We start from the raw sequence: 20,954 nt of genomic DNA on the forward strand, positions 1-20,954 counted from the left end.
ATGTTCTTTCTTTATTCGAATAAACCATCAAGATTAGCTTTCATAAATCCAGGACCACTCAGAAGAGCTAATTCATCTATTTCAGCGTGAAGCTTTTCTTTGCCCATCTCGCGTGCGATAAACACGGGGCCACCACACCAACGAGGAAAGCCATACCCATTCACTAGGGCAACATCACAATCCGTTACATCACCAACGATCTTTTCAGAAACCAGATGGGCAATTTCATTCATCATTGCCAGTAATACACGATTGACTATCTCTTCTGCAGTAAAGGTACGCCTCACTATTCCTTTGGAAGTACTCGCTTCTTCAATCATCTGCTTCACAAGAGGATCGACCACACCAGATTTAGCGCCTTGGGGATACTGGTAGTAGCCTAAGCCTGTTTTACGCCCAAAGCGTCCAGCTAAACATAAGGCATCGGGAATATTGACATAGCGATGCTCTGGATTTCTGCTTGCAGCCAGGCTCTTGCGCATTGCCCAAGCAATATCTAAACCAGACATATCTGCAACTGCAAATGGTCCCATAGCAAAACCATACTCTTCTAGAGCTTGATCAATTTGCTCTGGATAGGCGCCCTCTTCGAGCATAAATTCACATTGACGACGATAAGCTACATAGATACGATTTCCAATAAAACCAAAAGCATTGGCGCTAATCACCGGGGTTTTACCGAGGCGCTTAGCAAATTGCAGCCCAGCAGTCATAACACTTAGTGAAGTTGCTTTACAACGCACGATTTCAATTAACTTCATTACCTGGGCAGGACTAAAGAAGTGCAAACCAAATACACGCGCAGGGTTACTCGTTTTTTCTGCAATAGCATCAATATTCAAATAGGAGGTATTTGATGCTAGTAACGCATCAGAATTTGCATATTCTTCAATCTTTTGGAATACAGCATGCTTTACTTGCATATCCTCAAATACTGCTTCAATGACGAGATCTGATGAAGCGATCTCAGGCCATTGTGTAGAGAATGTAAAACCCTTCAGAATTGCTACAGCCTTATCAGCCAATAATTTTCCACTGCTGACCCTGGAGTCATAATAATCAGTGACCTTCTTAACACCACTCTCTAATGCAGCTTCATTCTGATCTAGCATCAGCACCGAATAACCCGCAGTAAGGCAAGCGATGGTGATACCAGAACCCATAGTGCCTGCACCAATCACAGCAATTCTCTCTAAAGACTTTGGTTTTAATTCATTAGCACCGAGCGCTTTAAATAATTTACGTTCTGCAAAAAATTGATGGCGTAGTGCTTTTGCCTCTACTCCGACTCGCAGAGTTTGGAATACATCGCGCTCAGTCGCTAAACCTTGATCTATGGGCATGGTCATGGCATTACTGATCATCTCGATGGCTAGCTGAATATTAGGGCGATTCTTACCAGCTTTTAATGCTTTTTGTGAGGCGATTAAAACGCTATCAGCATCAGCCTGTGGTGATGCGATATCTCGGATGCGTGATTTTTGACCAATCAGCGATCTGGCATATGTAATGGCATTACCCAATAAATCATCATTCACTAGTTTGTTAATAATGCCTAGTTTGAGAGCCTCTGCTGCCTTAATACGTACTCCACCACAAATCAACTCAATTGACTTTTCAATCCCGATTAATCTTGGTAGACGCTGGGTACCGCCCGCACCTGGAATAATTCCCAAAGTCACCTCTGGCAATCCAATGACTGTGCCTTCTAGCGCAATTCGAGCATCACAACCCAAAGCTAATTCAAAACCACCACCTAATGCCGCGCCATGCAATGCACAGACAACTGGCTTAGGACAATCCTCAATAGCTTCTATCACACTAGGTAAATGGGGTTCTGCCAAAGGCTGAGAAAACTCTTTGATATCTGAACCCGCAATAAAAGTATTGCCACCTCCAATGATGATCGCTGCCAAAGCGCTTGGATCATCTTGAAACAGGAGCACAGCGTCTAATAATCCCTGACGAACTTCGGTTGAACCAGCATTAATGGGCGGATTATTCACAGTGATCACCATAACATCTGCTTCCTTGTGAATATTAATTTTGCTCGTCATATCGTCTATCGTGACTCAAACCATTGAATCAAAGTAGTATTTATTTGATCAGGTTTCTCATATTGCACCCAATGACCAGCATCAATAACCAGCTCTTTTGATCTATTGCTATAGCCGCTGACTAGTTTTTCAATCAGATATTCTGGAGTGCAAGTCAGATCATGCTCTCCCCATATTAAGAGAGTCGGTCCTAGATATTGCTCAAGCTGCTCAGCTAAGCCACCAGGCCTTGCAATCGGCCTACTTCTAAAGCGGGTCGCAATACAAGCATCTTGATGAATACGTATAGCCTGAGAATCCACTCTTTCATATGTGCTCAGCATCTGCAGATAGAGATTCTCACGCATCACTTCTCTCAGTTTCTCTGTATCACCACTTGCGTGAATCTCTTTCCAAGCCATTAACTCACCTCTTGGGCGACGAGGACCGCCATGCCCAGCGCTTCCTAAAAGAGCAAGTTTTGAAACGCCTTGACGCTGATTCGCTAGATGAGTAGCAACAAATCCACCAAAAGAAAATCCTGCAATATTAATTGACTGACTATCACCAAGCAAAGTATTCAAGGTCGCAATCATAGGCTCCATGATTCCAGTCTGAAACCCGCTATCAAAAAAAGAGGACTCTCCAAAACCCGGCATATCCGGTACCAATACACAGAAGTGCTCTGCTAAGCCATCGATATTGCGGAGCCAATGCTCCCAACTGCCATGTCCACCATGCAATAAAATTAACGGCTCACGCTTGTTAACTGGTTCACCGAAATCATGCCAAGCAACATGCCCATCTCGATAAGGGACATATTGCGTCTTATTCATTAGAGTTAAGTTCATTTATAAATTCTGATTAATTGAAAACTGCAATACCATCTGCAGCCTTGACTCCATGTCCTGCGGGGAAAACAAAAATAGGGTTGATCTCACATTCAACGAGGCGATTATCTAAGGCAGCCACCATTTTTGAAAACTGTACGATTGCTTTTACTAAAGCATTGATGTCGTATTGCGCTCCACCACGATATCCATTGAGCAAGGGCCAGGTTTTTAAGTCTTTCAACATTTCCAATACCTCAGCTTCACTCAAGGCCTTTCCCGGCGAAAGTAAACGCATATTGGTATCTTTAAAGAGCTCAGCGGTAATGCCACCCATGCCTACTAAGATTGCTATTCCCAAGGGGTCACGATGCATTCCTACCATGAACTCCATACCGCCTGATGCCATTTCTTGAATCAAGAACTCTTCAACAGTAGAGCCAGATTTTTGCTTTACCTCTATGGCCATCGCAATGAGCTTGCTTGGTATATCCGCAATAGCTACGTTGAGTGCAACACCACCAACTTCTGTTTTATGGGTAATTGCACTAGACAAAATCTTCACAACACATTTATCACCAAGTCCATTTGTCGATTCTAAATTTGGGTTGGCCGCCTCTATTACTACCTCACGTACCCCCGGAATACCAAAAGCTGAAAAGAGATTTTTTGCCTGAAATTCATTTAAGGAGCCATGCAATGAAGCAAGATCAAGACCGGCTGGAATATTAGCCACAGAGCCTGTCTCAGTAATACCACCTCGTAAGCCACTCGCGTGCAACATGCTTGATAGAGCAACACTACAACTCTCTGGCTGGGAGAATGCGGGTACCCCAAGCTTTGTCATCAAGGCACCCGCGATCGGAGCATGGGGGCTCACGTATGCAATCACTGGCTTATCGCTTGATTTCATACAGTTACGTACTGCGTCCGCCATCAAATCTGGCATTGATAAACTGGAGGAGCCTAAAATTAAAATCAATGCATCATATGTTGGGCTATCTAATAAAGCACTAATTGCGCCACGCAGTAAATCAGGCTGTAAACCTGCCAACGTGACATCAATAGGATTCCGATCTAAAACAGCTTGATCACCTGGCTGCAAAGCACGCAGTCGTGCCGCAGTGATCTCGTCTGGAGCAGGCGTTTCAAAACCCCACTCGCCAAGACTATCTGCTACCAAAGTACCAGCACCACCTGTAGAAGTCAGAATTGCTACCCGCTTACCCTTGAGCACTCTTCCCGAAGAAAGAGCTGCAGGAATATCTAAAAAGTCGGAGAATTTATTTGCACGAATAATGCCGGTTTGCTGAAATAAAGCGTCATACATCTTGTCAGTACCTGCTAAGGCTCCAGTATGAGAAATCGCAGCCTTAATACCTGCTTCTGATTTGCCTACCTTGTAAACCACAATGGGTTTGCCAGCCTGCTTTGCTCTTAAAGCTGCCGCACGAAATTTTTCAGGATGTCGAATGCTCTCAATATAGAGCACGATGACTTTGGTGCTCATGTCCTCAATTAAATAATCAACAAAATCTGCCATACCTAAGTCTGCTTCATTACTAGTAGAAACCAGTTTTGAAAGGCCTAGTCCTGAGGCTGCAGCACGCGAAAGTAGAGATCCTAAAATTCCGCCACTCTGAGAGATTACACTCACACCACCCTTAGGAAACTCATCCATCTCCAATGCACTACTGGGGGATAAAGGAATGTCATCAGTAACATTCACCATTCCAATAGTGTTTGGACCTAAGATCCGCATTTTTCCAGCAGCAGCAATCAGCTCCTCTTGTTTTTGAAGTCCTTCTGGTCCATGCTCAGCAAAGCCGCTGGTTAAAACAATCGCGGCGGGTGTGCCTAATTTAGCTAAAGCTTGGACTGCGCTGAGCGCCTTATCAGTTCCGACCATGATGATGGCTACATCTGGAGTTTCTGGCAGTGATTCAATATCGGGATAGCATTTTAAGCCAGCGATCTCTTCCACTCTGGGATTCACTGGATAAATCTTTCCCTTGAAATGGTGTTTCTGCAAATAAGCAATGGGCCTACCAGCAGTTTTTTTAGGATCAGTTGAAGCCCCAATCACCGCAATACTGCCAGGCTCCATTAACTTCAAAATGGCATTACTCATCTATCAACCTTATTTATTTTTAGCGGCTGCAGCTTTTTCAAGAAATGCCATGACAGAATCCCGATGCTCTGTACTGGTATAACAAATGCCTTGCGCTTGACTGCCTTGAGCAAAGATCTGCGCAGCAGTAGTTTCAAAAGTCTGATTGAGAATCGTTTTACTTAAAGCCAACGCAGTAGCCGATCCCTTGCTTAATTCTTTGGCCCAAGCTTGTGCATCTGTCACTAATAGCTCTGAAGTAGTTATGCGGTCAACGATGCCAATCTGCGCTGCCTCTTCGAAATCCACTTTTCTACCGCTAAAGATTAAGTCTTTAGCCTTCACTAAACCAACACGTCTAGGTAAAAAATACATTCCACCACCATCGGGCACGATGCCGCGATGAATATAAGACCAGGTGAAGTTTGCCCCCTCCGAGGCAATAATAAAATCACAAGCTAAAGCCGTATCTGCACCCAAACCAGAAGCAGATCCATTTACCGCAGCAATCGTTGGCTTTGGCATAGTGTGCAATAAAGAAACAGCATGATGAACGCGCTTTTGACGATGCCAGCCGTTGTAAGCCACTTCACCTGCTGGCGCTTTCATCCGTTTTTCCATGCCAGCAATATCACCGCCCGCACAAAAACCTTTGCCATTACCAGTCAACACTAATGCGCGGATAGCTTTATCTGCAGAAATTTTTTCAAGGGCTTCGATGAATTCACTACGCATATCGTCACTCATCGCATTGCGCTTTTCTGGACGATTTAAGCGTAGGGTTGCAATCCCATCCTCTAGGGCGAGCTCAATGAATTGATAAGTCATTTGATTTCCTTACTTAATATTTTTAATCTGGACTGATATTGGCGTCTTTGATTACTTTTTGCCAACGTAATTCTTCAGCCTTTACAAATTTTCCAAACTCATCTGGACTTCCTGCTCTAATCACCAAACCTTCGCTTTCAACGCGCGACTTAAATACAGGGGATTGCACCGCTTTTTTAATCATGGTATTTAATTTAGTAATCACGTCAGGGGGCGTTCCCGCTGGCGCAAAATACCCATACCAACTTCCAGCTGAATATCCCGGAACACCGCTTTCTGCAACTGTAGGCAACATCGATAATTGCGGCGAAGGGGATCGTGCAGGAGTTGTCACTGCAAGCGCTCTTAATTTACCGCCGTCTACAAGACTGCCAACCGCTGAAGCAGTTGCAAACATCACATCGACTTGACCACCAATGACATCCGTTAATGCTGGACCAGCACCCTTATAAGGCACATGAGTCAGTTTTGTATTAGTTAATGAATTAAATAATTCTCCAGCAAGATGAGCTGAGGTACCACCGCCTTGAGATGCATACGATAATTTTCCTGGGTTTGCTTTTGCAGCAGCCAAGAATTCTGAGAATGTTTTATAAGGACTATTCGCTGATACCACCACCACATTTGGAGAGACACCAACCAAAATGACTGGAGCAAAATCTTTGTCTTGTGAATACGGAAGCTTTGCTTTCAGACTGGGGTTAACGGCATGCGCTAAAGTTGCAACCACTAGCGTGTAACCATCGGGCGCGCTCTTTGCTAAAGCATCCGTGCCAACGACGGTACTTCCACCAGGCTTGTTGTCAATGATCACGGATTGACGCATTTCTTCTGTCATCGTGAGTGCGATAGTGCGAGCGACTAAATCTGTTCCGCCACCTGGCGCAAAAGGAACAATCACTTTAATAGGCTTGTCAGGATAGGCTGCTAATGCCAAAGGGCTGATGCTGACTGTCAATAAGCCGATCATTAGCCCCGTAATGCGAGTTAGGGATTTGAAAGTTGAAATACAAGAATGCACATTTGCCTCCCTTTTGATTGATTTGCTGCTCGGTTAAGCAGTATGGCTGAAATCTACCTAGAATTTATGGTCTAATTCCATTAGATGGAATTAACGAAAGCACACTCCAAAACCAATCGGTCCCTGATCCGAGGGATGGAGATCTTACGCTGCTTTAAGCCAGGCATGGGCTTGCTGGGCAATAGTGAAATTGCTGAGCGAACGGGTTTACCCCCCTCAACCATTAGCCGACTGACTCAAACTTTGGTTCTTTCTGGGTTTTTAGAGCATGATCCCATTCGTCAAGCCTATCGCTTAGCTCCTACTGTCCTGTGTTTAGGGCATGCCTTTAAAACCGGCTCAGCTGAAATAAGACTAGCAGAACCCCTGATGCGGAAAGTTTCAGAAAAATTAAAACTGAATATTGGGCTTGCAGTGGCAGATCGACTTGAAATGGTTTACTTAGAATCTATTCGATATACAAAGAATATTGCCTTGAGAGCGGTTGCCTCTGGTCAAAGGGTGCCCATCGAACGCACCTCGCTGGGAAGAGCATGGATTGCGCGATTAGAGCCTCACAGCAGGGCACAACTACTTCAAGAATTAAAAAAACAGAATATTAAAAATTGGTCTCAAATAGAGAAAGAAATCCATGAGGCGATAGAATCAATGTCAGAAAAGGGGTATTGTGTTGCTACATGGCTACCTGAAATTTCAGCAATCTCTACAACAGTGCAGCTGCTTAATGGTAACCATGCTTCGCTCAATTTCAGTACACCAGCAGAAAGTAACTTAAACGAACTTCTTGAAAACTATACCCCCGCACTTTTTGAATTAAAAAATAAGATCGAATTCGAACTTAATAAAATTAAAACTAACTGAATAAAATTATGAATCCTGTCTATATCTGTGATGCCATCAGAACCCCTATTGGCCGTTATGGCGGATCCTTATCCAGTGTTCGCACTGATGACTTAGGAGCCATTCCAATTAAAGCTTTAATGGAACGTAACCCACAAGTGAAATGGGATGAGGTGGATGAAGTCATCTATGGTTGTGCTAATCAAGCAGGGGAAGATAATCGTAACGTCGCGCGGATGAGTGCATTGTTAGCGGGAATTTCACCTAAGGTACCAGGCGCCACAATCAATCGTTTATGTGGATCAGGAATGGATGCAGTAGGAACGGCTGCAAGAGCAATTGCTGCTGGTGAAATTGATCTTGCAATTGCCGGGGGTGTCGAAAGTATGAGCCGTGCGCCCTACGTGATGGGTAAGGCGGACACAGCATTTTCAAGAAATAACTCCATTCAAGATACTACTATTGGTTGGCGTTTTATCAACCCCCTCATGAAGAGTGCACATGGCGTAGATTCTATGCCTGAGACTGCCGAGAATGTTGCAGATGATTACAAGATTAATCGGGCCGATCAAGATCAGATGGCTCTGAGAAGTCAAAATAAAGCTGCTGCCGCACAAGCTAATGGACGACTTGCAAAAGAAATTACCCCAGTAGTCATTCCCCAAAAAAAGGGTGAACCTATTGTGATTTCTCAAGACGAGCATCCTCGCGCTACTACTATTGAGGCACTAACTAAATTAAAGCCAATCGTTCGCCCAGATGGAACAGTGACAGCAGGTAATGCCTCTGGTGTTAATGATGGGGCGTGCGCCCTTCTGCTTGCTAGCGAAGCAGCGGTTAAGAAACATGGTTTAAAACCTCGAGCAAGAATTATTGGCATGTCAACTGCCGGCGTACCGCCACGCATTATGGGTATTGGTCCAGCACCGGCATCACAAAAATTACTGAAACGCTTGGGAATGAACATTGATCAAATTGATGTGATTGAATTAAATGAAGCTTTTGCAGCTCAAGGTCTGGCAACTCTTCGTGAGTTAGGAGTAGCTGATGATGATGCTCGCGTCAACCCGAATGGAGGTGCGATTGCCTTAGGACATCCATTGGGTATGAGTGGTGCTCGCCTCATCACAACAGCAATGGTGGAGTTAGAGGAGCAACAAAAACGCTACGCTCTTTGTACTATGTGCATTGGGGTTGGTCAAGGCATCGCGATGGTCATTGAACGTACATGAGTATATTGAATGAATCACCCCTGCAGATCTGCTAGTCGCTAAAAAGTATTGATTATGAAACCGTCGCAAGCCCAAACGTTTGTTTCAGAGGGATGGCTTGCGCCCTTAAGACATAAAGTATTTCGTACTTTATGGCTAACCTGGTTAACCGCCAGCATCTGCATGTGGATGAACGATGTAGCAGCTGCGTGGACTATGGCTACCCTTACCACTTCAGCAACCTTGATTGCTTTGGTACAAACTGCTGCAAGCCTACCAGTACTGTTATTGGGTGTGCCCAGTGGAGCACTAGCGGATATTCTGAACCGTAAGCATTATTTTATCTTTGCTCAAATCTGGCTAGCAACGAATGCAACTGCCCTAATGCTATTTCTGGTTTTTGGCATGCTCAATCCTTACGTACTTCTCTTTTTAACCTTTACCAATGGTATTGGCTTAGCGATGCGCTGGCCTATCTTTGCTGCAATTGTTCCTGAACTGGTTCCGAGAGAATCACTTTCTTCAGCGCTAGCGCTCAATGCTATTGCTATGAATACCTCGCGTATTGTGGGGCCCCTTACTGCCGGTGCCATTATTGCTACAGCAGGTAGTCAATATGTATTTGCTTTGAATATGGTTCTATGTGTCATCACTTCGGTAGTAGTGATGCGCTGGAAGTATCAGGGCTATATCAGCACCCTGCCTGGAGAGCGCTTCGTAGGTGCTATGCGCGTGGGCATGCAATATGCTTGGCAGTCGAATCGCATGCGTAATATTATCTTTCGCGCTTTCTTATTCTTCTTTCAATCAACTGGCCTCATCGCTTTACTTCCCGTTATTGCTAAAACTCATTTACAAGGTGATGCTCATACCTTTACCTTATTACTAGCGTGCTTAGGATTAGGTGCAATCTTAGCCGGCTCTCAGTTACCACGCATACGGAAGTACCTTAAATTAAACGACCTGATTAATTATGGTCTACTTATTTTGGCATTTACTTCAATTGGTGTAGTAGTGGCAACGAATGTTTGGCTTGCATCATTCTGGATGCTGATCTGTGGTGCAGCTTGGATTGCCATTGCTAACTCCTTAACGACTGCAGCTCAAATGACTCTTCCGGGCTGGGTCAGAGCCCGGGGTATGTCAATTTATCAAATGGGTTTGATGGGAGGGAGTGCCGCAGGTGCTGGAGTCTGGGGAAAACTAGCAGATGTATATGACGTTACCACTAGCATTGTGCTGAGCTCAATTTTTGGACTCATTGTGCTGCTACTATTGCGTAAACATCGGATTGACAAGCACCCCTTAGAAGATTTCACTCCCGTCTGCCCAATTGAACGCCCTCAGCCTGTATCGGATATTGATTTGAAGGCAGGGCCTGTCATGATTTCTATCGAATATCACACCCTTAAAGAAAAAGCGGATGAATTCAAAAAGCTGATGGCCAAATCAAGGAAGTCGCGCTTAAAACAAGGCGTCCTTTCTTGGAGTTTATTTGAAGATACAGAACATATCGGAAGATTTGTAGAAGACTTTTTCTTTGAAAGCTGGGCTGATTACTTAAGAAGATTTGATCGTTTTACAACTGAAGATCTGAATATGCAAGAAGAGCGCCATCGTTATCACATCGATGCAACTCCCCCAAAAATTACTAGGCGTATTGCCGCTGCTATTAAAGATTAATCTCTTTACTCAAGCCACTATCCCGTCAGATGAGAGCTGATGGATTTGATCTGCGCTATATCCAAGCTCAGCCAAAATATCGGGGGTTTGCTCACCAGATTTAGGGGGATTTAAACGCACACCCAGTCTTTTACCATTCATCATCAAGGGCATTAAAGGTGTAGTGGTTTGAGTCCCAGCCTTTGGGCCGTCAGTCAAAGTGATGGGTGCTAAGCCGCCCGTCGCAATCAAATGGGGATCTTCAAATAACTGCTCTGGCCTAGTAATTGATGCAAAAGGAAGACCGTTCGCCTCGAAAATAGTGGTAATTTCTTTTGCACTAAATCCTGCTAAGCGTTTTTTAATTTCTGGAATCAAAGTAGGTCTTGCCTGAACTCGTTGATTATTCAATTTAAGATGAGGGTCCGCGTATAAATCAGCAAAACCAAACATATCACAGAAAATTTTCCACTGTGTATCTGTGACCACTGCTAAGAAAATCTTTTCACCTTCGGCCACTTCAAATACATCGTATATTGCCCATGCAGAAATGCGACTTGGCATTGGTTTGGCTGCATTACCAGTCACCGCATACTGCATCATGTGTTGCCCCACTAAAAAGACATTATTTTCAAAGAGAGAACTCTGAATTTCTTGACCTTCACCAGTCAATTCTCGTTGCCTTAAAGCAGCCATTACGCCGATAGCCCCAAAAATACCGCCCATAATGTCATTCACAGAAGATCCCGCGCGCAATGGCCTATCTTCTGGGCCAGTCATATAAGCCAATCCACCCATCATTTGCACTACTTCATCCAAGGCAGTTCGGTGATCATAAGGACCGGGCAAGAAGCCTTTGTGTGAGACGTAAATAAGTTTGGGATGAGTCTTTTTTAAAGTCTCATAGTCCAAGCCTAACTTTGCCATGGTGCTCGGTTTAAAGTTTTCACTCACCACATCAGCTGTAGCAATCAACTTGTGTATCAACTCCATTCCCTCGGGAGTTTTCATATCAACCGCAATGCTTTTTTTATTGCGATTAAACATTGGGAAAAACCCCGCTCCTGATCCCAATAAATTTCTAGTCTTATCGCCCTCAATTGGCTCCACTTTAATCACCTCAGCCCCTAAGTCAGCCAAGATCATTCCACAGGTGGGGCCCATTACCATATGGGTAAATTCAACTACGCGTATGCCCTCATATGGAAGTCCATTTTGCTTATTCATACATCACTCCATTGACTTGCCGGAACAAATCCTTTCGGAGTGCCTGCTTGCGGAACCATGCCATATAGGGATTCATTTGGAACTCCAGCCTGTAGCGGTTTACGCGCCTCAAATAGTAAGTCCAAATTGATTCCTGTTTTAATTCCCATGGCCTCAAACATAAACACTAAGTCCTCTGTAACCACGTTGCCCGAAGCACCAGGAGCATATGGACAACCACCCAAACCACCCATCGAAGAGTCAAAAGCAATAACACCTTCTTCGTAAGCAGCCAAACAGTTTGCTAAGCCAAGTCCGCGCGTGTTGTGGAGATGTGCTGCACCTGCTTTATTACCAATAGCAGCTTTAAGTCGTTTAAATAATCTTTTAATTTGGGCAGGATTTGCATAACCAGTGGTGTCAGATAAACCAGACTCATCAGCGCCTGCTGCAATCACTTGCTCAGCCATCCAAATCACATCATCTTCTGAAACCAATCCTTGAATGGTGCAGCCAAATGCAGTAGCGATACCAGCTTCAATTTTTACCTGAGGTGCATAGGCATTTCGGTAGTCGACAATTTTTTTGACCTCTTCAATCATCTCCTCACGGGTTTTTCGCACGTTAGCTAATGAGTGAGCAGCACTTGCAGAAACGGGTACCGTTAATTTATGAGCACCTGCTTCAATAGCTGCTTGTGCCCCTCTTAAATTAGGCACCAAAGCCATCACTGTCAAACCAGGAAGGGTTTTTGCATATTGCACAACTTCTGCAGCATCTGCCATTTGAGGTAGTAGCTTGGCAGGCACAAAGGATGCCACTTCAATTTCGCGGAGACCGGCTTGATATAAAGCATCTATCCAAGCGTGCTTCTGGGATGTGGGCATGATGGACTTAATCGATTGCAAACCATCGCGGGGCCCTACTTCACTAATTAATACATCGGTTGATGCAGTACTCATTACGTTCTATCCTGTGGAATATTGTTCTATTATTAAAACAGAATTGCTGCCTACGAGGCTGTCATTAGCTCTGGGGCTGGAATTGCGGTTCTCAACGAAAAATTGATCGAATCTCCTGATGCGGGATGCAAAGCCCATTCTTGGCCTTGCTGAGGCCATCAACTCATTTAATCGCTTAAACTCATAAAATTAGCAGATGATGAAAATTCCTGAACTTCTTGCCCCTACCGGCAGTCTTAATATGCTCCAGACCGCCTTTCATTTTGGCGCGGATGCGATTTATGCTGGGCAACCTCGCTACTCTCTTCGGGTACGTAACAATGACTTTGGCAAGATGGAAGTTCTACAAGAGGGGATTGATACAGCCCACAAACTGGGTAAGAAATTTTACTTAGTATCCAATGTCTTACCCCATGGTGGTAAGACCCGCACCTATATTAAGGATATGTCTCCAGTTGTAGACCTGAAACCAGATGCACTCATTATGTCTGACCCTGGTCTCATCATGATGGCAAGAGAAGCTTGGCCTGATATGCCAATACATTTATCTGTTCAAGCTAATACAGTTAATGGCGCATCAGCTAAGTTCTGGAGATCTGTTGGTATTAGCAGAGTCATTCTTTCACGCGAACTCTCCTTTTCTGAAATCGAGGAAGTCAGACAAGATTGTCCAGAAATGGAATTAGAAGTATTTGTTCATGGGGCTTTATGTATGGCCTACTCTGGACGCTGCCTATTGTCTGGATATATGTCTCACCGAGATCCTAATCAAGGTGCATGCACTAATGCCTGTCGTTGGGACTACAAAGTTCTTCCTGCGGAAGAGGCTGCTAGCGGGGACGTCTTCTTACTTGAAGAAAGCGGTAAACCAGGCGAACTCATGCCTATCGAAGAAGATGAGCATGGAACCTACATCATGAACTCGAAAGATCTTCGTGCTATTGAGCATATAGAACGACTCACCAAAATGGGAGTTGACTCTTTCAAAATTGAAGGTCGCACCAAATCTCCATACTACGTTGCGCGTACCAGTCAATCTTACCGTGCTGCAATTGATGATGCTGTTGCTGGGCGCCCTTTAAATCCAGCACTTCTTGGAAGTTTAGAAGGCTTGGCCAATCGTGGTTACACCGATGGCTTTTATGAACGCCACCATGATAAGGAATATCAGCTCTATATGAGAGGGCACTCTTTATCTGGCCGAAGTATGTATATTGGTGAAGTCATTGAGATCGATCAATCGACTGGACGAGTCAAAATTGATGTCAAAAATCGCTTTGCAGTAGGCGATAAATTAGAAATTATTGAACCCGTCGGCAACTATGACATCACCCTTGATGGAATGTGGAATATCAAAGGTGAGTTAATTGATGTTGCACCCGGTTCAGGTCACTTTGTATGGATCGATCTCAAACCCAAAGGCGATAAAGTGTTTATTGCCCGCTACATCTAAAGAGATGATCAAATCATGTTGCCTTGTATAGAACTCGAGACCTCCCCTAATCCTACTTGTTCAGTCATATGGCTACATGGGCTAGGGGCTGATGGCAATGATTTCGTGCCTATTATTCCGGAGCTTCATTTACCAGCAAATCCTGCAATTCGCTTCATTTTTCCCAGCGCACCAAGCATGCCAGTAACCGTTAATGGTGGCTATGTAATGCCAGCCTGGTACGACATCATCGGCAGAAATCTGATGGATCAAGAGGATGCTGATGGGATAAAACGTTCTGCTGCCTCGATCATTGAGCTCATTGAACGTGAAGTCGAGCGTGGTATCGATTATCGACATATTGCGCTAGCTGGGTTTTCACAAGGCTGTGCGATGGCACTCTATATTGGATTGCGCTTCCCTCACCAATTGGCGGGCATCATTGCACTATCTGGCTATTTACCTTTAGCGTCATCTTTCAATTCAGAAAAGCATTCCGCCAATCAAAGTACACCCATTTTTATGGCGCATGGCACTGATGATCCTGTAGTGGCCTTAGACAGAGCACAAGCTTCACATTCCTTGTTAGAAAAATTGGGTTATCAGCTTGATTGGAATGAATATCCTATGGAGCACTCTGTCAATCATGAAGAGCTTAAAGATATTTCACGCTTCTTTCAAGAAGTACTGCCTAAAAACTAACTTGTTTATTCGCTCTTGGCATGTGCGTTCAATATCTCACCACTGTCAATATCGATTGGGTTAAATCCCATTTTGATCTTGATCTTCCTGTCTCAAGCTCACATGATGTATTTCCTACCTACCCAGGACCGATTATTCTCAAAAGCCACAGCACTAAACGCACAGCGATTGGTATGGCACGCTTTGGCTTAATTCCTTCATGGGCAAAGGATGGAGATTTCGGCAGAAAGACTTATAACGCTAGATCTGAAACAGTTACTGAAAAACCTTCCTATAAACAAGCGTGGGCTAAGCGCCATTACGCCCTTGCTTTAGCAGATGCTTTTTATGAGCCCAATTACGAATCCGGTAAAGCTGTTCGAACATCCATCAAGCAATTGAATGGAGAGCCAATGGCAATTGCCTCTATATGGGATACCTGGAATGAGCCTGAAACAGGTGAGTTAGTTGTGTCATTTTCGATGCTCACAATTAATGCAGATAGGCACCCTGTTATGAATCACTTTCATAGACCTGGGGATGAAAAGCGGACAGTGGTCCCACTAAGGCCAGAGTTTTTTAAGGACTGGTTAAACGCCACCCCCGAGACTGCTAAAGATCTTCTGAGTCTGACTTCTATTCCAGAGCTTACTTTTTAAACGCGTCTATTTAAAAACTGTTTAATCTTCGGAATTCTAAACATTAACAGTAGCAAAAGGATGATGCCATAAATCATCACTGTTCCTACATCGTTTTTGCCGGCCTTATGCCACCAGTAATGTGCTATTGCCGTACAAGCAATGATATAAATTAATCGATGTAATAGGTTCCAATTCTTTCCAAGCGAACGAAGGGCCCAATGATTAGAGGTCAAGGCCAAAGGAATCAGGAATACAAAACTAATAAAGCCCATCGTAATGAATGGTCGATCAATAACATCCTTGACCATCGCCTGTAGATCAAAATTTTGATCTAGCCAAATCCAGATCAGAAAATGGAGTAATGCATAGAAAAAGCAGAAAAGGCCAAACATTCGGCGCAGCTTAATCCATACCATCGAAGCAGTGAGAAGACGTAATGGGGTCATTGCTAAAGTGATACACAAAAAGACTAAAGCCCAAGTTCCCGTAGAGCGCGTAATGAATTCAACTGGATTAGCGCCAAGCTCATCATTTATACCCAACCATATCAGGCGTATGAGCGGCAACAAGGAAAGAAAGAAAAAGCTAGTCTTTAGAAAACGCATACGACATATTAGACGACTTGCTTTTAGATGGGTAGCTATGAAAAAGCCACCTGATGGTGGCTTTCTCGGAGCAGCGTTTTAGGCTAAAGTTAAGCCTTCCTTATAAAGCGGGAAGTTTCGTACTGGTCTGCCAATTGCAGCTGAAATTGCATTCGCTACCGCAGGGCCAACTACGCAAATCGTGGGCTCACCTACCCCACCCCAGAAATCATAGGTTTGCACTAATACGGTTTCAATCCGGGGAGTGGACGCTAGTTTAAGCAAAGGATAAGAATCTAAGTTCTGCTCCTTAATGCGGCCATTTTCAACAGTAATTTCTGGAGTGAAGATTGCCCCTAAACCCATCGCTACTGAACCCTCAATTTGCTCACGAGTCAGGTAAGGATTTACTACGTGACCACAATTTAAGGCAAAGACCAGCCGATTGATCTTAACGATATTGTTTTTAACAGAAACCTCAGCAACGCAGGCCGAGTAACTTGCGTAACCCATAAACTGCGCAACACCACGAAAAACTCCTGGAGGCAAGGGCTTTTCCCAATTTGCTTTTTTGGCTACCGCATTTAAGACGCCTAAATGTTTTGGATGGCTTTGCATGAGAACCTGCCTAAATTGCACAGGATCCTTGCCAGCCGCCTTAGCACATTCATCCATAAAACATTCCATGAAAATACCGTTCTGATTGGTATTCACACCCCGCCATGGTCCGACTGGGACGAGCGTGTTCTTCATGACATATTCGGTTAGCAAAGTTGGGAAGGTATAGCCTAGTTGAGCATCAGGGCCTTTTTCATAGAGACCTTGCAATTGACGCACATCCTTGCCATCTTTAATGGATTGAGGTGATGCCAGTGCGTTAATTGACTGACCAGCTACCTTGATGTGCATGCCAGTCATATTTCCAGCCCCATCAAGACCGGCAGTCATTTTAGCCATGGCAATCGGATGATAAAAGTCATGAGTCATATCTTCCTCTCGACTCCAAATGACTTTAACGGGTACGCCAGGATAAGCTTGCGCAACCTTGGCTGCATATCGAACAAAGTCTTGCGTCGATCCACGACGACCCAAACCACAACCAGCATCTAATTTATAGACCTCACACTTTTCCAGAGGAAAACCGGTTGACTCTGATAGTGCTGCAAGTGAACCTTCACCATTCTGAGTAGGAACCCATGCTTCTGCTCGATCACCAATAATTTTGACGGTGGCATTCATGGGCTCCATTGTTACGTGCGCTCGAAATGGAGTGAAATAAATAGCCTCAACTTTTTTGGCTGATCCAGAAATCGCGGCGGGCGCATCACCTTCCTTGCGCTGCCAAAAATCACCTTGTTCATCCAGACCATCGCGCATCATTTTATTAATATCTGCTTGAGAAACATTGGCACCTTTGCCCTCATCCCAAACAATCGGCAATATATCTAATGCCGTTTTTGCACGCCACCAGGTATCGGCTACAACTGCAACAGTATTGTCATTAATTTTGACAACCCCTTTGACTCCACGCAGCTTAATCACCTTTGCCTCGTCGTAACTGACTAACTTGCCACCAAATACAGGGCAAGATTTCACAGAAGCGCAGAGCATACCTGGCAGTTGTAAATCAAGACCGAATACCTTAGTGCCATTGACTTTATTAGCGGTGTCGAGCCGCGCATAGGGCTGGCCAGCTACCTTCCAGGTACGGGGGTCTTTTAAGGTAATGCTCTTAGGATCTGGAGGGGTCAAAGTAGAGGCGAGTTCTGCTACCTTGCCATAAGTTGTTTTACGTCCAGAAGGTATGTGGGTAATCACCCCTTTATCTACTTTCAACTCACTGACAGGAACATTCCACTGGTTAGCGGCTGCTTGAACCAACATAATGCGAGCGGCGGCTGCACCACGACGAACATAGTCTTCGGAAATACGAATACCGCGACTACCGCCAGTACCGTGTTCACCCCAAACACGCTTACGCGCTAAGCTTTGCCCTGGAGTGGCTGATTGAGTTTTAACTTTTTTCCAGTTGCACTCTAATTCTTCAGTAACAAGTTGAGCAAGTCCGGTACGGGTACCTTGACCCATTTCAGAGCGTGCGATTCTAATAAATACCGTCTCATCCGGTAAAATACTGACCCAAGCATTAACCTCTGAGTCGCCAACCTTGGTGGGGGTATTAGGATCGTATTTTTGATCTATTTGCGCATAAGCGAGATCGGGTAGTGCGCCAATCCCCAACATCAAGCCACCACCTAGCAAAGTACCCTTGACAATAAATTGACGGCGGGAATCATTCTCTAAAACATTATTTTGTGTAGTCATGATCTTCCCCTTAACCACGCGTTGCAAGCGAAGCGTCATACTGCGCCAAGACATCTGCTAATTTTTTCTGCCCAGATGCCACATGAATTCCATCACGAATTTTTTGATAAGTCCCACAACGGCACACATTTGACATAGCGTTATCGATATCCGCATCCGTTGGTTTAGGAATTCTTTTAAGTAAAGCTGCTGCAGCCATGACCTGACCAGATTGGCAATAGCCACACTGCGGAACATCTAATGCAATCCAAGCTTTTTGTATCGGATGAGAATTGTCTTTAGAGAGGGCTTCTATTGTGATGATCTTTGCAGCACCCACAGAAGAAACCGGGATGGAACAGGATCGCACTGGCTCACCATTCATATAGACGGTACAGGAACCACATTGAGCAACACCACAACCATACTTAGTGCCCGTTAAGCCCACTACCTCACGAAGCGCCCATAGTAAGGGCATATTGGGCTCCACATCAATACTCTGAATTTGACCATTTATATTTAAGTCCATATTGCCTCCTAGTGTTCTATTTTGGAATTACTATAAATCATTATTGGTATTTTGCGGGTGCGCATAAACCCGATGTCCTGACATGTCGGTTTATTAGGTAAATCCTATCTATTAAAGCGATATACGCCCCAAATCGACCAGTTTTGCTATCGAATTCTGGGTTAATTTGCTATCCTCAGGAATCAATTAAGGATAAATATGACGAACGAAGATCAAACCCAAAACGACGAAGATTTTGACTATGGGTGCGAGTGCGCCATGACCTTACTGAATGAACCTACTGAAGACCGCCTAAACGACCTCATTGATGAACTTGATGAAGACGGCATGATTGCTACCGAAGTGGTTTATGGCTTATTAGCCACCATCCTCATGAGCATTAACGAAGAGGATCATGAGGGTGATGAGCACTAATCTCTAAAGCTAAGGTATCCATTTTCTTAGCCATCTGAATATCTAATTGGGTGATTTGGCCCTCTGAATGGGTACTTAAGTTGACCGACACTTTATTCCACGCATTTGACCAATCTGGATGGTGATCGAGCTCATTTGCATATTCGGCACACTGCTTCATAAATTCAAATGCTTGCATAAAGTCAGTAAAAATAAATTCACGTGAAATCACTTTTGCTTCAGTGTTGATTTTCCATAAAGGAATAGCTTCTTGAAAATTAAAATCACTAGGTAATAAGGGATATTTCATTTTTCTTCACTCTGAGATAGTTGTTTTAAATCATCCGGATAAAGCCAGCGCCATTCCCCCGGAGATAAATCTGCAGGCATTCTATAAGCACCAATCTGACTTCGATGTAATTGCTCTACATGGTTCCCTACTGCTGCCATCATCCGCTTTACTTGATGATAGCGCCCTTCTACGATCGTCATTGCTAAAATATTCTCTGATAGCTGTTCGCAAGCTGTAGCAAAACATGGTTTAGCGTCATCCTCTAACACTACACCCTTCATTAAATGTTCAATTTGCTTTTCGGTAATCGGATTAGGGGTAGTAATGCGATACACCTTCCCAATGTTTTTCTTGGGCGTAGTCATTTTGTGGATAAATTGACCATCATCTGAAATCAGAAGCAATCCTGTGGTGTCATAGTCTAGTCTTCCAACGCATTGCAAACCTCGCTCTACAAATGGACTGGGTAACAAACTATAAACACTGGGATGATGAGTGGTTTTATGAGAACACTCGTAATTGGCGGGCTTATTAAAGACGATATAGGCCTTCTCATGAAACTCCCAATCCTGACCTTCAACATTGAGTACTAGACCATCCGTTGCAATACGCTCGTCTGGATTCTCTGCGATGACACCATTGACCTTCACTAGGTCTGCATAGACCAGATCAGCACAATACCGTCGTGTACCAAAGCCTTGACTGAAGAGTATTTTTTCGAGAGAAATTGGTTTTGCCATATATGCTGCAAAGAATACTACAGGGGGCTTTCTGTCTGCTGTGCTGACTTAGGAGTTTGGCAGTGATTTAGCCAATTCGTTATCATCACTATCATTACCCTGAACTGCGATTACTCATATGCTAACTACTCCCCAAGCACGCACCCCTTTACATAGTCGAGAGATTAGCTTTAATGGCTACGCTCGTGATGACGGCCTCTGGGATATTGAAGGTCGCCTTAGAGATACTAAGTCTCATCTTTTTACGACCGGAAGTAGAACTTGGGCTCCTGGAGAGGCGATTCATGACATGTGGATTCGGGTAACGCTAGATACTCAATTTATCATCCAAGATATTGAAGTATCGATGAAAGCTCATCCACATCCCGAGTGCCCTGAAGTTGTCCCTCCGATGGATGCTCTGATCGGCGCACGCCTTGGAAAAGGTTGGCGTAAAACGATTGAGACCCATTTAGGCGGTATTAAAGGTTGCACGCATTTACGTGAACTTCTCAATAGTTTAGCTACTGCCGCTTTTCAATCCATCCCTGGTGCATTATTTGATCCCGATGAAACTAAGCCGCCGATGTATTTAGGTAAATGTAAATCGTGGGATTTTGATGGCTCAGTAGTAATGCGTGTCTACCCCCAGTTTTACAAATGGAAAGCTTAA

General features: G+C 44.3%; 20 protein-coding genes. 8 read left to right on the forward strand and 12 right to left on the reverse strand.

The genetic code is table 11. The annotated features are described in order from the left end of the window. Positions 1–11: 11 nt before the first annotated feature. The 5 genes from ABWP14_RS04390 to ABWP14_RS04410 are packed head-to-tail and all read right to left on the reverse strand — an operon-like array spanning position 12 to position 6,774. On the reverse strand, positions 12–2,057 hold the full coding sequence (locus ABWP14_RS04390; RefSeq protein ID WP_353201771.1) for a 3-hydroxyacyl-CoA dehydrogenase NAD-binding domain-containing protein: 2,046 nt from the start codon (positions 2,055–2,057) through the stop codon (positions 12–14). 5 nt (positions 2,058–2,062) lie between these two features. Then, entirely contained in the window at positions 2,063–2,887 is an 825-nt protein-coding gene (locus ABWP14_RS04395) for an alpha/beta fold hydrolase (protein WP_353201772.1), read from the reverse strand. 13 nt (positions 2,888–2,900) lie between these two features. Then, positions 2,901–4,997 carry an acetate--CoA ligase family protein gene (locus ABWP14_RS04400; protein WP_353201773.1) on the reverse strand — a complete coding sequence of 699 codons (2,097 nt, stop codon included), beginning with the start codon at positions 4,995–4,997 and terminating at the stop codon, positions 2,901–2,903. 9 nt (positions 4,998–5,006) lie between these two features. Next, positions 5,007–5,804: an enoyl-CoA hydratase/isomerase family protein gene (locus tag ABWP14_RS04405; protein ID WP_353201774.1), complete on the reverse strand. Its 798-nt coding sequence runs from the start codon at positions 5,802–5,804 to the stop codon at positions 5,007–5,009. 22 nt (positions 5,805–5,826) lie between these two features. After that, positions 5,827–6,774, reverse strand: a complete 948-nt coding sequence (locus tag ABWP14_RS04410) for a tripartite tricarboxylate transporter substrate binding protein (RefSeq protein WP_353201797.1) — start codon at positions 6,772–6,774, stop codon at positions 5,827–5,829. Positions 6,775–6,909: 135 nt separating this feature from the next. Here ABWP14_RS04410 and ABWP14_RS04415 point away from each other — a divergent pair, with 135 nt between their 5' ends. From ABWP14_RS04415 to ABWP14_RS04425, 3 genes are read left to right on the forward strand one after another with little or no spacing between them, the layout of a single operon-like run. Further along, entirely contained in the window at positions 6,910–7,686 is a 777-nt protein-coding gene (locus ABWP14_RS04415) for an IclR family transcriptional regulator (RefSeq protein WP_353201775.1), read from the forward strand. A gap of 8 nt (positions 7,687–7,694) precedes the next feature. Next, positions 7,695–8,897 carry a 3-oxoadipyl-CoA thiolase gene (pcaF, locus tag ABWP14_RS04420; protein WP_353201776.1) on the forward strand — a complete coding sequence of 401 codons (1,203 nt, stop codon included), beginning with the start codon at positions 7,695–7,697 and terminating at the stop codon, positions 8,895–8,897. Between the two features lie 54 nt (positions 8,898–8,951). Then, positions 8,952–10,559, forward strand: coding sequence for an MFS transporter (locus ABWP14_RS04425; protein ID WP_353201777.1), 1,608 nt, complete (start codon positions 8,952–8,954; stop codon positions 10,557–10,559). A 9-nt stretch (positions 10,560–10,568) separates the two neighbouring features. On the opposite strand, the gene ABWP14_RS04430 is transcribed toward ABWP14_RS04425, so the two are convergent. Together ABWP14_RS04430 and ABWP14_RS04435 are read right to left on the reverse strand one after the other, a co-directional pair. Beyond that, the gene (locus ABWP14_RS04430; RefSeq protein WP_353201778.1) at positions 10,569–11,765 is read right to left on the reverse strand and encodes a CaiB/BaiF CoA transferase family protein; all 1,197 of its coding nucleotides are present in this window, start codon (positions 11,763–11,765) and stop codon (positions 10,569–10,571) included. Next, the gene (locus ABWP14_RS04435; protein ID WP_353201779.1) at positions 11,762–12,706 is read right to left on the reverse strand and encodes a hydroxymethylglutaryl-CoA lyase; all 945 of its coding nucleotides are present in this window, start codon (positions 12,704–12,706) and stop codon (positions 11,762–11,764) included. Before ABWP14_RS04435 ends, ABWP14_RS04430 begins: the two co-directional genes overlap by 4 nt. Before the next feature lie 196 nt (positions 12,707–12,902). Between ABWP14_RS04435 and ABWP14_RS04440 the strand changes: the two genes are divergently transcribed. Genes ABWP14_RS04440 through ABWP14_RS04450 form a run of 3 tightly spaced genes read left to right on the forward strand, consistent with a single transcriptional unit; the run spans position 12,903 to position 15,478 of the window. Beyond that, on the forward strand, positions 12,903–14,159 hold the full coding sequence (locus tag ABWP14_RS04440; protein WP_353201780.1) for a peptidase U32 family protein: 1,257 nt from the start codon (positions 12,903–12,905) through the stop codon (positions 14,157–14,159). Between the two features lie 15 nt (positions 14,160–14,174). Next, positions 14,175–14,840: an alpha/beta hydrolase gene (locus tag ABWP14_RS04445; protein WP_353201781.1), complete on the forward strand. Its 666-nt coding sequence runs from the start codon at positions 14,175–14,177 to the stop codon at positions 14,838–14,840. Positions 14,841–14,860: 20 nt separating this feature from the next. Continuing rightward, the gene (locus ABWP14_RS04450; protein ID WP_353201782.1) at positions 14,861–15,478 is read left to right on the forward strand and encodes an SOS response-associated peptidase; all 618 of its coding nucleotides are present in this window, start codon (positions 14,861–14,863) and stop codon (positions 15,476–15,478) included. Here the strand turns inward: ABWP14_RS04450 and msrQ are convergent. The 3 genes from msrQ to ABWP14_RS04465 form a co-directional block, all read right to left on the reverse strand. Next, positions 15,475–16,065: a protein-methionine-sulfoxide reductase heme-binding subunit MsrQ gene (msrQ, locus tag ABWP14_RS04455; protein ID WP_353201783.1), complete on the reverse strand. Its 591-nt coding sequence runs from the start codon at positions 16,063–16,065 to the stop codon at positions 15,475–15,477. The genes ABWP14_RS04450 and msrQ overlap by 4 nt on opposite strands. Positions 16,066–16,143: 78 nt before the next feature. Continuing rightward, a complete protein-coding gene (locus ABWP14_RS04460) occupies positions 16,144–18,369 on the reverse strand; it encodes a xanthine dehydrogenase family protein molybdopterin-binding subunit (protein ID WP_353201784.1) in 2,226 nt (741 codons plus the stop codon). A 10-nt stretch (positions 18,370–18,379) separates the two neighbouring features. Continuing rightward, the gene (locus ABWP14_RS04465; RefSeq protein ID WP_353201785.1) at positions 18,380–18,877 is read right to left on the reverse strand and encodes a (2Fe-2S)-binding protein; all 498 of its coding nucleotides are present in this window, start codon (positions 18,875–18,877) and stop codon (positions 18,380–18,382) included. A gap of 198 nt (positions 18,878–19,075) precedes the next feature. Between ABWP14_RS04465 and ABWP14_RS04470 the strand changes: the two genes are divergently transcribed. Beyond that, positions 19,076–19,291, forward strand: coding sequence for a hypothetical protein (locus tag ABWP14_RS04470; RefSeq protein WP_353201786.1), 216 nt, complete (start codon positions 19,076–19,078; stop codon positions 19,289–19,291). On the opposite strand, the gene ABWP14_RS04475 is transcribed toward ABWP14_RS04470, so the two are convergent. Together ABWP14_RS04475 and ABWP14_RS04480 are read right to left on the reverse strand one after the other, a co-directional pair. Continuing rightward, positions 19,257–19,580 carry a 4a-hydroxytetrahydrobiopterin dehydratase gene (locus ABWP14_RS04475; protein ID WP_353201787.1) on the reverse strand — a complete coding sequence of 108 codons (324 nt, stop codon included), beginning with the start codon at positions 19,578–19,580 and terminating at the stop codon, positions 19,257–19,259. The two genes, ABWP14_RS04470 and ABWP14_RS04475, sit on opposite strands and share 35 nt — an antisense overlap. Next, positions 19,577–20,302, reverse strand: a complete 726-nt coding sequence (locus ABWP14_RS04480; protein ID WP_353201788.1) for a pseudouridine synthase — start codon at positions 20,300–20,302, stop codon at positions 19,577–19,579. Before ABWP14_RS04480 ends, ABWP14_RS04475 begins: the two co-directional genes overlap by 4 nt. A 118-nt stretch (positions 20,303–20,420) precedes the next feature. On the opposite strand from ABWP14_RS04480, the gene ABWP14_RS04485 reads away from it, so the two are divergent. Further along, positions 20,421–20,954 carry a DUF2889 domain-containing protein gene (locus tag ABWP14_RS04485; protein ID WP_353201789.1) on the forward strand — a complete coding sequence of 178 codons (534 nt, stop codon included), beginning with the start codon at positions 20,421–20,423 and terminating at the stop codon, positions 20,952–20,954.

Origin of the sequence: Polynucleobacter sp. (assembly GCF_040400325.1) — a bacterium.
GTDB lineage: Bacteria > Pseudomonadota > Gammaproteobacteria > Burkholderiales > Burkholderiaceae > Polynucleobacter.